14 protein-coding genes are annotated in these 13,234 nt (G+C 60.2%); 5 read left to right on the top strand and 9 right to left on the bottom strand.

The window, feature by feature from the left end; genetic code table 11:
* Positions 1 to 24: 24 nt before the first annotated feature.
* The 4 genes from AD668_RS05645 to dinG form a co-directional block, all read right to left on the bottom strand.
* Entirely contained in the window at positions 25 to 1,125 is a 1,101-nt protein-coding gene (locus AD668_RS05645) for an OmpA family protein (protein ID WP_053155545.1), read from the bottom strand.
* Positions 1,126 to 1,236: 111 nt separating this feature from the next.
* Positions 1,237 to 2,382 carry a serine hydrolase domain-containing protein gene (locus AD668_RS05640; RefSeq protein WP_053155543.1) on the bottom strand — a complete coding sequence of 382 codons (1,146 nt, stop codon included), beginning with the start codon at positions 2,380 to 2,382 and terminating at the stop codon, positions 1,237 to 1,239.
* A gap of 160 nt (positions 2,383 to 2,542) precedes the next feature.
* Positions 2,543 to 5,026, bottom strand: a complete 2,484-nt coding sequence (locus AD668_RS05635; protein ID WP_053155541.1) for a beta-agarase — start codon at positions 5,024 to 5,026, stop codon at positions 2,543 to 2,545.
* A 96-nt stretch (positions 5,027 to 5,122) separates the two neighbouring features.
* Entirely contained in the window at positions 5,123 to 7,267 is a 2,145-nt protein-coding gene (dinG, locus tag AD668_RS05630; RefSeq protein WP_053155539.1) for an ATP-dependent DNA helicase DinG, read from the bottom strand.
* Positions 7,268 to 7,365: 98 nt separating this feature from the next.
* On the opposite strand from dinG, the gene AD668_RS05625 reads away from it, so the two are divergent.
* Positions 7,366 to 7,830 (top strand): CopD family protein, encoded by a 465-nt coding sequence (locus AD668_RS05625; protein ID WP_053155537.1) that lies wholly within the window; start codon positions 7,366 to 7,368, stop codon positions 7,828 to 7,830.
* 60 nt (positions 7,831 to 7,890) lie between these two features.
* On the opposite strand, the gene AD668_RS05620 is transcribed toward AD668_RS05625, so the two are convergent.
* From AD668_RS05620 to AD668_RS05605, 4 genes are all read right to left on the bottom strand, one after another.
* Positions 7,891 to 8,649 carry a collagen-like protein gene (locus AD668_RS05620; protein WP_053155534.1) on the bottom strand — a complete coding sequence of 253 codons (759 nt, stop codon included), beginning with the start codon at positions 8,647 to 8,649 and terminating at the stop codon, positions 7,891 to 7,893.
* Positions 8,642 to 8,920 (bottom strand): DUF1145 domain-containing protein, encoded by a 279-nt coding sequence (locus AD668_RS05615; protein ID WP_053155532.1) that lies wholly within the window; start codon positions 8,918 to 8,920, stop codon positions 8,642 to 8,644. Before AD668_RS05615 ends, AD668_RS05620 begins: the two co-directional genes overlap by 8 nt.
* A gap of 147 nt (positions 8,921 to 9,067) precedes the next feature.
* The gene (locus AD668_RS05610; protein WP_053155530.1) at positions 9,068 to 9,784 is read right to left on the bottom strand and encodes an OmpA family protein; all 717 of its coding nucleotides are present in this window, start codon (positions 9,782 to 9,784) and stop codon (positions 9,068 to 9,070) included.
* Between the two features lie 90 nt (positions 9,785 to 9,874).
* Positions 9,875 to 10,564: an OmpA family protein gene (locus AD668_RS05605; protein ID WP_053155528.1), complete on the bottom strand. Its 690-nt coding sequence runs from the start codon at positions 10,562 to 10,564 to the stop codon at positions 9,875 to 9,877.
* A 189-nt stretch (positions 10,565 to 10,753) separates the two neighbouring features.
* On the opposite strand from AD668_RS05605, the gene AD668_RS05600 reads away from it, so the two are divergent.
* The 4 genes from AD668_RS05600 to AD668_RS05585 are packed head-to-tail and all read left to right on the top strand — an operon-like array spanning position 10,754 to position 12,475.
* A complete protein-coding gene (locus tag AD668_RS05600) occupies positions 10,754 to 11,251 on the top strand; it encodes a DUF6231 family protein (RefSeq protein WP_053155526.1) in 498 nt (165 codons plus the stop codon).
* Between the two features lie 4 nt (positions 11,252 to 11,255).
* Positions 11,256 to 11,732: a YchJ family protein gene (locus AD668_RS05595; RefSeq protein ID WP_053155524.1), complete on the top strand. Its 477-nt coding sequence runs from the start codon at positions 11,256 to 11,258 to the stop codon at positions 11,730 to 11,732.
* 39 nt (positions 11,733 to 11,771) lie between these two features.
* Positions 11,772 to 12,257: an LEA type 2 family protein gene (locus AD668_RS05590; RefSeq protein WP_053155522.1), complete on the top strand. Its 486-nt coding sequence runs from the start codon at positions 11,772 to 11,774 to the stop codon at positions 12,255 to 12,257.
* A 5-nt stretch (positions 12,258 to 12,262) separates the two neighbouring features.
* The gene (locus AD668_RS05585) at positions 12,263 to 12,475 is read left to right on the top strand and encodes an SEC-C metal-binding domain-containing protein (protein WP_053155520.1); all 213 of its coding nucleotides are present in this window, start codon (positions 12,263 to 12,265) and stop codon (positions 12,473 to 12,475) included.
* A gap of 198 nt (positions 12,476 to 12,673) precedes the next feature.
* Here the strand turns inward: AD668_RS05585 and AD668_RS05580 are convergent, their stop codons facing one another.
* Positions 12,674 to 13,231 (bottom strand): cysteine hydrolase family protein, encoded by a 558-nt coding sequence (locus AD668_RS05580; protein ID WP_053155518.1) that lies wholly within the window; start codon positions 13,229 to 13,231, stop codon positions 12,674 to 12,676.
* Positions 13,232 to 13,234: the final 3 nt, after the last annotated feature.

The following is a 13,234-nucleotide window of genomic DNA, read 5'->3' as shown; positions in this document are numbered from 1 at the left end:
GGCGCATTCCTTTTGGTTAACGAATCACTTCTTTGCAGTATCGGTGGCGGCGACCTTCTTGTCAGCAGTGGAGGCTTTGGCTGGCGTGGTCTTTTTCGCCGGGGTCGCGGTTTTGGCAGGGGCTTTCTTGGCCGGTGCTTTTTTCGCGGGGGCTTTTTTCGCCGCTGGCACGGTCGCTTTCGAGCTGGCAGGTGCCGCAGTCACAGGTTTGGCGACGGGCTTGACGTCCTGCGCGGCGACCATCGTGAGCGGTTTCGGCGCCGGCATGTTGTATTTGCTCAGCAACGCAACCATGGTGTTTTGCGGCGTAACCAGCAGCTCCACGCGGCGGTTCAGCGCACGTCCTTCGACGCTGTCGTTGGCAGCGCGCGGCGCATCACCACCCATGCCACGCAACATCAGACGATCACGTTGCAGGCCACTGAGACGGAAAATCGCGGCGACAGCCTGAGCACGTTCCTGGCTCAACTTGACGTTGGCCGGAGCAGCACCGGACGTGTCGCTGTGGCCGAGGACCAGAACGGCAGTCTTTGGATCGACTTCGAGCATTTTGGCGACCCGGGTGAACGGGCCGAGCGTGACCGGCAGCAGCATGGCCGGGCGGTCCGGGTTGAACGAGCCTTCGACCGGCGCTATGACTACCAGCACGTTTTCGCGACGTTCGAGTTGCAGGTTGCTGTCCTTGATCGCTTCGCGCAGACGTGGTTCGTAGTCGTCCAGCCAGGCTTGGGTAATTTTTGGATCAGGCATCGGCACGGCTTTGGCAGTGCTCTGATCGCTACCACCGAACGGCCACCACCACTTGCCGCCGGTATCGGCTTCGGTTTTGGCGGCTGCAACGGCAGCAGGCTTAACTTCAGGTTTCACTTGCGGTTTGGCGGACTTGTCTGCGCTGTCATCGGAACCGAACGGCCAGTACCAAGGGCTGCTGCTATCGGTCTTGGCGACCGGTGCAATGGCTGCCGGTTTCAGCGGAGCTGGAGCGGGTGCCGACTCTTTCGCCGCGACTTTGTCGGAGGAGCCGAACGACCACCAGCTACCGCCATCGGAATCATTTTGTGGGGTCTGTGCGCAACCGGTAACAGCGAAGCACAGGGCCAAGGCGAGGGTTTTATTGGATGACATTGGATATCCACAAAAATGAAGTCAAAAAATCAGGCCACATCGGCCGTATAAACAGACGCTTTGAAACTGAAAAGGCGTTCGGGTTCCGGCCCTGGGACCCATGAGCCCGTTTTACAGACAGGTGGCCAGTACCCGCACCAGCTTCTGCGCACGCGGGTCCATCAAGACGTAGGGCCCCAGAGTATTTGTCACAAAACCGAAGGCTACGTCATGCTCCGGGTCGGCAAAACCGATGGAGCCACCGGCACCTGGATGACCAAACGCCCGCGGGCCGAGGCCGAATGTTGCGTTAGGCACGTCCGGTTGATCGAGCATGCAACCCAGGCCGAATCGGGTCCGGGTCAATAAAGTCTTGTCTTCGCCCAGGCTATGTTCGCGGGTCAGCTCGTCGAGCATCTCGCTTTCCAGCAAGCGGCCGTCGAGCAACCCGGCGTAGAAGCCGGCCAGGCTTCGGGCATTGCCGTGGCCATTGGCGGCCGGTTGCTGCATGCGCCGCCATTCCGGTTTGTTGGTGCTGGTCATGATCGACGGCGGATTGGTGAAGGCTCGGGTGGTCATGGCGGTTGGCTCACGCATGGTCACTTGCAACAGGCGCTGGGCTGCGGTGTCGCCGACGTTGCCCTTGCCGCGAGCGATGTGCGCCACGCGATGGAATTCTTCGTCAGCCAGACCGACGTGAAAATCCAGCCCCAATGGCTTGGCAACCCTGGCCACGATGGACTCGCCCGGCCCACGACCGTCAGCGCGTCGCAGCAACTCGCCGATCAGCCAGCCGTAAGTGATCGCCGCATAACCGTGACCTTCTCCCGGCGTCCACCACGGTGCTTCGGCGGCCAGCGCGTCAACCATGGTTTGCCAGTCGTAAAGGGCCTCAGGAGCCAGCAACTCGCGCAGCGCGGGCAGTCCGGCCTGATGGCAAAGCAGGTGGCGCAGGGTGACGGATTCTTTACCGGCAGCGGCGAATTCCGGCCAGTACCGAGCTACCGGAGCATCCAGTTGCAGCTTGCCTTCGGCCACCAATTGCAGCGCGGTAACGGCGGTGAAGGTTTTGGTGCAGGAGAACAGGTTGGCGATGGTATCGCTGTGCCAGGCTTCGGCACCGTCCTTGTCCGCCGTGCCGGACCAAAGATCGAGAACGGTTTCGCCACCGACCTGAATGCACAACGCCGCGCCACGTTCCTGAGGATCGTCGAACAGCGCCGCGAACGCCTCACGCACTGGCTCGAACTTAAGCTCGTAATGACCCTGAATCTGCACCCGCAACTCCCCCGGATTAACGCTCTACAAAGTGGCGGGCATTGTTCCAGCCCTTGAGGGTTTTGGGAACAGGGTTGGGCCGGGCGGTCAATTGATGATCAAGATCGAAAGATCGCAGCCTGCGACAGCTTCTACAGGTGCCACAGGCTGCAAAACGGGTTTAATGGCCTTTGCCAGAATGACCGCCCGCGCCCTTGCCCGGCCCTTTCCCGGCGTCGGCCTTGCGGCCCCCTTCGGCATCGTGGCTCGCTTTGTCAGCCTCGGCTGCAGCTTTTTCGGCTTCTTTACCCATTTGATCGACCGCCGCCAGATTGCTCTTGCGCACGCTGTCGACGAAGCCCTGGAACGGCAGATCGGTAATCCCGACCAGACCGAAGTGGCCGTTTTCACCATCGAGCAGGCGGCCGGTTACCGGTTGGTCGAGGTACTGGAACCAATGCACACCGACAATCGACGGCTCGCTCATCGCCTGTTTGAGGAAATTCGCGTAGGCCGGCCCCCGGTCGTCTTCTTTGGCCAATGGTGTGACACCTCCCCAGAACGGTCCACGATCAGCCGAGCCGAAATTGAACTCGGTAATCAGCACCGGCTTGTCGAGGTTGCGCAGTTTGGCAAAGTCGTAACCATCCTGAGGTTGCAGCGTGTACATGTTGAAACTCAACACGTCGCAGTACTGGGCGCAGGACTCCACCGCTTCCGGCGTACTGATGGCGAAACGGCCACCGAGCAATAACTGATTCGGTGCGTGCCACTCGAGCGAGTCGGAGATCGTCTTGAAGTAAGTGTCGGCGAAGATTTTCTGGAAATATCTGAAGTCAGCTTCGATTTCCGGGTGTGCGGCGTCAGGCAATGGTGGCACGAAACCCGGGTCTTCCATCAACTCCCACGCGGGCAGATCAATGCCCCAGGCTTTCGACAGACCTGCCTGATTGCGGTACTTGTCACGCAACTGCTTGAGAAACGCGCGTTTGGCCGGCACGTCGGTGGTCATTTTCAAGGTGCCGTAGGCCAAGGCATAACGATCTTTCGGATCATCGCCAGGCCCGGCCCAGGCCAGTTCATTGTCGGCGTAGTAGCCGATCAGCCATGGATCATCACGATGATCGCGGGTGGCGATGGCCACTGCACGCTCGGTGGCCATGGCGAAGCGCGGGTCGAAGGGATCGGGCATGCCGCCCCACCAATCACTGCCCGTGCTGATACTGGCGTAATCGCCGACGATCGCTAACGGCAAGGTGTACGGTACACGGTCGGCGTTACCCAGCACTGGTGCACTCCAGTTGCCGATTGTGTTGAAGCCCCAGGCTTGCAGACGATCGAGGGTATGGTTGGCCCAGCGTTGCTCGTCAAAAACCGCCTTGCAAGGCTCCACAGCCTCGGGGGCTGGCGCTTTCGCTTCAACCCGGGCAGCTTCTGCGACACCGGACTCAGGACTCGGCGGCACAACCGTTCGTTCAACGGCTTTCTCTGCCGCGGCCTCAACCGCATCGGCCTTGGCGGCAGCGGCAACGCCGGCCTTGGTGTCACTGCCTAGGGCGCACGGATCACCGTACAGACGCTGCAAATTGGCCCCGTAAAAATCGTACCAGCGACCGGCGTTGTAGCCACGACCCTGATCGGCACCGTTGCCGCCACGGTTGTCGCCTTCGCCGTAATGACCGACCAAAACATCGTCCGGCTTGGGCAGGGATTCGAACATCCACTCGCGACCGGCCACGTAAGTCTGGTTGACGTCCGCAGTGACCGTGTTGACGCCCAGCGAATAGAATGGATGACCCTGCGGCGTCACCAGGTACCAGCGACCATCGCGCTTCTCGGTGCGGAAAAAACCACTGGCCTTGAACGATGGGCCTTTGTTCAAGCCGCCGAATTTGTCCAGTGACGACTTCTCCCGCTCGGCCAGCCAGGTTTTCAGTTGTTGCTGCTCCTTGACCGCGGCGCCTTTGAGCTGATCGTCACTGCTGATTTTCTCTGGCCACTTGGCCCGTGTCGATTGACCGTAGGCATCGACCAATCCGCCATATACGGTTTGGGTCACCGCTTCACCGTCCTGCACACCAAAGCGCTCCAGCAGAATGCTTTGCGCGACGTTCGGCTGATCCATCGACACGCTCACCGACACCACTTGGCCACGGTCCAGTTCACCTGCGCTGCTGGCCAGCAACACTCGCTGGCCATCAACTGTCATCGGCATCGGTGGCCCGGCTTTCATGCCCAGGCTCAAGGGTGAAGTCGCTTGTAACGGCACCAACAGGGTTTGCGCAGGGCCGGCCGGCAGGTCGACGCGGCTGACCAGCGTCTTGCCATCGTTGCTCTGGATCGTGACGTACAGAGTCAGCGCCCAGTCCATCGCACTCTGGATCCGCAGGCTCATGAACCCCGATTGTGACCAGTCCCATGCACCGGTTTGCGGACTCAGGCGCAAGGTTGGCCGGGCCACCGGATTGAACGTTACCCGGCGCAGCACTTCGCCCTCGGGGGTTTGCTCGGCGTTGGATTGCGGCAAGCTGGCGTCCTGAGTCGCCACCTGAACCACGTCGGCGGGGCGTACAAAGTTGAACAGCGTCTGCTGTCCAGCGGGAGCGGCCAGCAAGGGTGTTGCGAACAACAGGGCGAAAACGGCAGGCAACGAACGGCGAATCATGAGAACGAAATTCTCCCTAACGACCTTCAATGGGCCAATGGAAAAGCGATGGCTGAAAGATAGACAACGCGGTGGGCGAAACCGCCCACCGGTGTTTCAGGAAATTTCGCGTCGGAAAGGAGGCAACGCATTGAGGATCGCCTTGCCATAGCGCTGAGTGACCAGGCGCCGGTCGAGCAAGGTGATGGTGCCGCGGTCTTCTTCGGTACGTAGCAGGCGACCGCAGGCCTGGACCAGTTTCAGCGAGGCGTCCGGTACGGAGATTTCCATGAACGGATTACCACCCCGGGCTTCGATCCATTCAGCCAGTGCTGCTTCGACGGGATCATCCGGCACCGAGAACGGAATTTTGGCGATGACCACATGCTCGCAATACGCACCGGGCAAGTCGACCCCTTCGGCAAAACTCGCCAGGCCGAACAGCACGCTGGAATCCCCGCCATCGACCCGCGCTTTGTGCTTGTTCAGGGTTTCCTGTTTCGACAGGTTGCCCTGGATGAACACTTGTTTGCGCCAGTCTCGGTCGAGGCCATCGAACACGTCCTGCATCTGTTTACGCGAGGAAAACAGCACCAGCGTACCCCGCGAGCCTTCGACCAGGTCTGGCAGATCGCGGATGATCGCCGCGGTGTGCGCTGCTGCATCCCGCGGGTCTGCGTTCAGGTTTGGCACTCGCAACACACCGGCGTCGGCATGGTGGAACGGGCTGGGCACCACGGCGGTAACGGCCTTTTTCGGCAGCCCGGCGCGCATGCGGAAGCGGTCGAAAGTACCGAGCGCGGTCAGGGTCGCCGATGTGACGAGGCAGCCATAGGCCACGTTCCACAAATTGCGCCGGAGCATTTCCGCCGCGAGGATCGGGCTGGCGTTGACCTCAATGTCGAACAGCGAACCGCTTTCTGCCAGGGTCAGCCAGCGAGCCATGGGCGGGTTGTCTTCCGGGTCTTCGACGGTGAACGCGGTCCACAATTCCCAGTTGCCCGAGGAGCGGGACAACAAGCTGCCGAACAATGGATACCACTCTTCGGCCTGGTTGCTGGCGATGCCGATGTTGACCTCACCGTCCATGCCTTCCTTGAGCAGTTCGGTCAGGCGCGTGAACAAGTCGGTCAGGCGCGCGAAACCTTTCTTCAGCTCGATGCCCATTTCACGCATGTGATCGGGAATCACCCCGCCGACAAAACGGTGACGCGGGCGCTCGCGGCCTTCGACGTCTTCGCCGGGCTTGAAGTCGGCAATCTGCTCGCACGCAGTGAACATGAATTGCTGCTGGGTCTTGATCTCTCGCGCCAGCTCCGGCACTTGTTCAATCAATTTGCCCAGATCGCCAGGCAACGGGTGCTGAGCCAGCAGCTTGGTGAGATTCTTGGCGGTGGTTTCCAGCCAGTCAGCCGTGGAACGCAGGCGCGTGTAATGGGCAAAGTGGCCGATGGCTTTATCCGGCAGGTGGTGGCCTTCGTCGAACACGTAGATGGTGTCGCGCGGGTCCGGCAGCACGGCGCCGCCGCCCAAAGCCAGGTCGGCCAGCACCATGTCGTGGTTGGTAACGATCACGTCGACCTTGCCCATGCCTTCGCGGGCCTTGTAGAAGGCGCACTGGCCGAAGTTCGGGCAATGACGGTTGGTGCACTGGCTGTGATCGGTGGTCAGACGCGCCCAATCGGCGTCTTCCAGGGCGGTGGACCAACTGTCGCGGTCGCCGTCCCACTTATTGCCGGCGAGTTTCTCGATCATGCTGGTGAACAGCTTCTGGCTGGCCTCGTCGACCTCGATCTTGAAACCCTCTTCTTCGAACAACTGCGCCGTGGCGGTTTGCGCGTGGCCTTCCTGGAGCAGCATGTCGAGCTTGGACAGGCACATATAGCGCCCGCGCCCCTTGGCCAGGGCGAAGCTGAAATTCAGCCCGCTGTTACGCATCAGGTCGGGCAGGTCCTTGTAGACGATCTGCTCCTGCAGAGCCACGGTGGCCGTGGCGATCACCAACCGTTTGCCGGCGGCCTTGGCGGTGGGGATCGCCGCCAGGCTGTAGGCCACAGTCTTGCCGGTACCGGTGCCGGCTTCCACCGCGACAATCGCGGGGTCGCCACTGCGCCGGCCTTCGTCGTCGGTGTCGATGTCACCGAGGACCTTGGCGACTTCGGCGATCATCAGGCGCTGGCCATAACGCGGCTTGAGGCTCTTGGCTTCGAGAAAACGCGAATAGGCGCCCTGGATCGTGGTTTTGAGTTCGGTGCTGATCATTGTTTGTCGGGCGCAAAAACGCTGGATAAATTTTCAGTGGTTCGGTTTGGCCGCTATCATACCCCGCTAATGAATCCCGCGCAGAACGGAGTACCCCAATGACACCTTTTAGCCTCATTTATAGCCTGCATGTACTGGCCGCACTGGTGTGGGTCGGCGGCATGTTTTTCGCCTGGATGGTCCTGCGCCCTGCGGCGTTGAAGGCATTGGAAGGCCCTGCCCGGCTGAAGCTGTGGGTAGAAGTGTTTCAAGGATTTTTCCGCTGGGTCTGGGTGGCAGTGGTGCTGCTGCCAGTCAGCGGAGTCGGCATGCTGCATCTGCAGTTCAACGGTTTTGAAGCCGCGCCGCGTTACGTGCAGGTGATGATGGGCTTGTATGTGGTGATGACGGCGTTGTTTATCCGGATACAGGCGCTGATGCTGCCGGAACTGCGCACGGCCGTGCAAGCGCAGGATTGGTCGGCAGGGGCCGCAGTGTTGGGGCGGATCCGCAAGTTGGTGGGGATCAATCTGCTGGTGGGGTTGGCTTTGGTGGCGATTGCTGCGGTACGGCCGGTTTTTTGATTCTGTCGAAGTTTATGTGGCGAGGGAGCTTGCGCCCTCGCCACAGAGTTTGCGCTGGATTTACAACCGCTGCACGGTCACCGAACCCGCTGCGCCTTCGGGCCCAGGCTGACCCTCAGCTCCTGGCTTGCCGCCCTTGCCACCATCAGCCTCGTAAACGAAGCAACCCTTGGCTTTGCCACCCGCCCCCGGCTTGCCGCCAGGCCCGGCCAGACCACCGGCACCGCCGGCCACCTGAACCTTGATCCGATCTACCGGATAGTCACGCGGCACCACCAGCTTGACCAAAGCCCCCGGCGCGCCAGGCTGGCCATTACTGCCGTCGCTGCCATCGGCACCACGACCGGCCTGGCCCCAAGTGCATCCCGGATTCTGACCATTGGCTCCGTCGAGTCCGACAAAGCCGGGAGCTCCGGCGCCACCGCGAGCATCCACCTGCAGTTGCTGCGCGTTCAGGGTCTTGATCTGTAAATCCAGGTTACGCCCCGAACGGGCCGCTTTCTGATACGTTCCCGGCGCACCACGAGCCGTGATCTGGCTGCCCTCGGACAAATCAGCCCGATGGACCTTCAACGCCAACACCTGCTCGCCGGGCACGATCGCGATGCGCGCGTCACGCCCCAAGTGTAATTCGCCCACAGTGACTTCGGTCACGTTCGAGGGGATCAGCAAGGTGCCGTAATCGGCGACTTCCAGGCGTTCGAGTTGCAGGGTGCTGGCGGTGTTGGGCAAGCGCATCAGCGAATTGGTTTCGACACTTACCACCTGTGCGCAGGCCAAAGGACTGATGAGTACGGCAAGCAGACAGAGTTTACGCATGGGAAGCCTTAGGTGCGGTGGGGGCGGGAATGGTTTGCAGATGGAAAACGCCGAAAATGACAATCTTCAGGCGGTCACGCCAAGGGTGCGCGCGACCTTTGAGGCTGCGATTGCACAGCAGCACTTCAAGCAGATGGAAGAATGCCAGCAGGCCACCGGCCAGATTGACCAGAGGGTGCAGCGGAAAAACAAACGGCGAGAGCAGATTGAACAGCACCACCAGCCAGAACAGCAGGGTCAACAACTTCCCCAGCCCCCATAACGCGTTCATACGCCCCCCGATGAGAATTATTATTTGCACGCACAGTAACGGCTTCCACGCAGGATAAGCCAGAGGGCAAGGGAAAATTCTTCATCAAGGCCGCCGAATGGCCGTCGCGACGCTCACAATTATCGTCCGACGGCTCTATTCCAAGGCTCAGCGATTGATATGCAGTTCTACGCGACGGTTTTTCGCGCGCCCCTCTTCGGTTTCGTTATCGGCTATCGGCTGACTTTCACCCTTGCCTTCGCTGGTGACTTTGCTTGGCGCTACGCCCTGGAGCAGCAGGTAATCCGCCACGCTGCTGGCGCGCCGCTCCGACAAGGCCTGATTGTAGGCATCCGCACCCACGCTGTCGGTGTGGCCGACCACTTTGACGCTGACCACACCGGCGTCCTCCAGCTTGCCCATGATCCCGTCCAGCTGGCTCTGTGCCGCGGGGGTCAGGTCGGCCTGGTTGAACGCAAACATGACGTCGCCGGCATCGTTCAGCGTGATGACTTCCGATTGCACGGGGGCAGGCTTCTCATTGACCGGGTACTGCGGCAGCGGACAACCGCGATGATCGACCGGGGTATTTTCGGGCGTATCGGCGCAGCGGTCGCGTCGGTCGAAAACGCCATCGCTGTCTTCGTCGCCATCCTGGGCATAGCAGATCAAACCGCCGGTCAAGATGCCCAGCGCCGCGCCACCACCGGCCCAACCGGCACTTTCAATCGCGCCCAGGCCTCCGCCAACCAGGCCGCCGATAAGGCTGCAAATGGGCCAGGTGCGTTGATTGAGAGGGGCAGTGCCATCGCTATGGGTAGCGCAGCCGGTCAACAGGCTGCCAAGAAGCAGAACCGGCAAGACGGTCCTTGTGAGAAAGATCATGTTGAAAGCTCCTGTGTCACCGGCCGATACCGGTTACACAGGAGTAAAGACCCGCATCCGCGACTGCACAAGGCGCGGATGCGAGGGGGCTTAACGCTGGATTTTGATTTCCGTGCGACGGTTCTGTGCACGACCGTCATCGGTTGAGTTGTCCGCCACTGGCTGGCTTTCACCGGCACCGACAACCGACACGAAGTTACTGCGAGGTACGCCTTGCTCGATCAGGTATTCAACCACCGAGTGGGCGCGTTTTTCCGAAAGCTTCGCGTTGTAGGTGTCGCTGCCTACGCTGTCGGTATGACCGGTGACGGTCAGTTGAGCAGTCGGGGCTTCGGCTTTCAGGCGGGTGGCAATCTTGTCGAGGACCGCTTTGTCGGACGAGGTCAGTGTGGCCTTGTCAAACTGGAAGTGAACATCGCGAATGACGATGGTTTCTTCCTTGACCACAACCGCTTCTTCAACCACCGGTGCAGGTGGTGGGCAACCGTCAGCATCGACTTGTACGCCTTTAGGCGTACCCGGGCACTTGTCGCGGCTGTCCGGCACACCATCGCCGTCTTCGTCGCCATCACCGTGAACCCAGCAATAAGCCGCTGCGGTACCGCCAACGAGCAGAGCACCATACCCTGCCCATGCCGAGCTCTCGGTCGCACCGAGACCGGCACCCACGACACCACCGACTGCCGCACAGGTCGGCCAGTCGGTTTTCTGCAAACCTGCGCAACCAGTCAACAAACTGGTTAACAGAACCAAGGGTAATGCTGTCCGAACTATGCTCATCTAGTTTTCTCCTGAGGGATCGGCTTAGAACCGATTCAGGTAGTAAAGACCCGAGATTTAAACTCCGCCAGCAATGGGCCATGCTGTTTATTCGCGTAATAACGACAGGTTGGCGCTTTTGTCGTCAAGCCGCTCTAGGCCCGAACGATCGGGCAGGCTAGTCTTGTCGGATCTGATTGAGGAACTTCGATGATTGCAGGTAATTCTTCACGCACGCCGCAACAGGCATTGGCTGCGCTACTTGACCGTTATGCCCCTGCGCGACTGTTGTTGATCGGCGCCAGCGAATTCCCGGCGCTGGAGGCATTCAAACTGGCTCACCCGGACACCTTCGTCGCGTGCGCCGCACCGGGACCGTTGCCTGCCGAGTTGGCGGCCCGCCGTTTCGATCTGGCCCTGGTGGTCGATTGCCTGGAGCATCTGCCCAAGCGTGATGGTCTGAATCTGTTGGGCGGGATCCGCAATCTCAACGCCAGTCGCATCGCGGTCTTGGCGGACCTTACGGCCTGCGGCTGGCAGGAAACGGATTTCTTTTCCCTGGCCCTGCAAGCCAGCGAACGCTTTGCCCGTGATGAACAGGTATTGACCCTGTTTACCTACGATCTGCTTGAATACAAGCAAGTACCCGACTGGCTCAATTCACGCTTCTGGGCCAATCCGGAAAACTTCGGGAAATATTGGTGGTAATGCAATGAGTACATCCATTTGCCCCTGCGGTAGCGGCACCCTGCTCGACGCCTGTTGCGGCCATTACCATACCGGTCACCCTGCCCCGTGCGCCGAAGCCTTGATGCGTTCGCGCTACAGCGCCTATGTGCTGGGCTTGATCGATTATCTGGTGGCCACGACTTTGCCGGCGCTACAGGCAGGCCTTGATCGTCAATCCATCAGTGACTGGAGCGCCCAAAGCACCTGGCTGGGGCTTGAGGTGGAAAGCTCGGAAGTGCTGGGTGGGCAGCCCGAGCACGCCTTTGTGACATTCACTGCGCGCTGGCATGACAGTAACGGCGAGCACAGCCACCGCGAGCGCTCATCGTTCGTGCAGATCGCCGGACGCTGGTATTTCATTGATCCCACTGTGCAGCTCAAACTCGGGCGCAATGATGCCTGTCCATGTGACAGCGGGCAGAAGTTCAAGAAGTGCTGCGCGGGATACTTCGGCGCATGAGATGAAGGGACTAGACTGGCCTTAAGGGAGAACCTCGACATGACCAGTCACAGACGTTTCTTGCAGACCTTCACTCTGTTTTTGTTCCTCGGGCTCGGGGGCTGTGCGTCCTGGTTCAGCAGCGACGAGCCGGATCCCGAGGTCCACCTGGTAAAAGTCGAAGTCGTGCGGGCCAGGCTGCTTGATCAGAAATTCATCCTGCACTTTCGTGTCGACAACCCCAACGACAGCGACCTGACGGTGCGTGGCCTGGAATATCGCATTCACCTGGCGGACATCTTGCTTGCCGAAGGCGAGCATGAACAGTGGTTTACGGTCGGCCCCAAACACAGCGTCTATTTCAAGGTGCCGATCCGCACCAACCTGTGGCCCAGGGCCAAGGATCTGGTCAAACAACTCAAAAACCCCAAGCAAGGCATCCCCTATCGTCTGGAAGGTGAAATGGAAACCGGTTTATTCATCGCCCACTACGTGCACCTGACGCGTAATGGCGTGATAATCCCCGCCGATTTAATTCCGGAGTAACCCCGATGACCCAACAACCCCACGTCCATGGCCCTGACTGCAACCACGATCATGACCATCACCAGCATGATCATGATCACGACCACGGTCATGTCCACGGTCCGAATTGCGGCCACGCTCACCAGGAACCGGTGCGCAACGCCTTGAAAGACGTCGGCCGCAACGATCCATGCCCATGCGGCAACGGCAAGAAATTCAAGAAGTGCCACGGCGCTTGATGCTTCGGGCGAAAACTGTCTTCGCCCATTGAATTGCCTGCGCGAACAGGCTCGCACCTACACTCGATCTGCGCCAGACAACGGTCCTGTGAATGCAGATCCCTGTAGGAGCGAGCTTGCTCGCGATGGCGGCAGCACATTCATCACCAGTGTCTCCGTCAGACCGCTATCGCGAGCAAGCTCGCTCCTACAGCGGTTTCAGTCGTTCTTCAGGATGGTTGCGGTGCCGACGACCGTTGCGTATTCGCCATGCAGGTTGCCCAGCGACATCGCATGCACTTCCTCGGCTGAATGGGCATGGCCATAGAAGTCAGCCTTGTCGAAGGTAAAGCAGGCATCCTCCACCACCCACGCATCAAAGCCCAGATTTCCAGCCGAGCGCGCTGTTGACTCCACCGAGTTGTGCGTCGCGACGCCGACGATCACCAACTGCCCGATTCCTGCCTCGCGCAACGCCGCCTCCAGTTGCGTCGAACAAAACGCATCCGGCACCTGTTTCTGGATCAATCGCTCGCCAGGGACCGGTTCAAAGCGCTCCTGAAATTCCACCCCCGCTTGCTGTGGCCAGAACACCGAATCCTCTGACCGGGACAAATGCTGAACATGGATCACCGGCCGGCCGGTGCGTCGCCAATGGCTCAGTAACTCCAGCATGCGCTCTTCGGCCTGGGAATTATTCCTGCAACCCAACCTGGGGTGAAGGATGCCTTTTTGTTGATCGATGATGATCAGTGCTGCGTTTGTCTTGAGCTCCATGCT

It is taken from the genome of Pseudomonas sp. P1.8 (assembly GCF_001269805.1).
GTDB lineage: Bacteria > Pseudomonadota > Gammaproteobacteria > Pseudomonadales > Pseudomonadaceae > Aquipseudomonas.
Note: the sequence above shows the minus strand (reverse complement) of the source record. Positions and strands in the feature narration are given on the sequence as shown.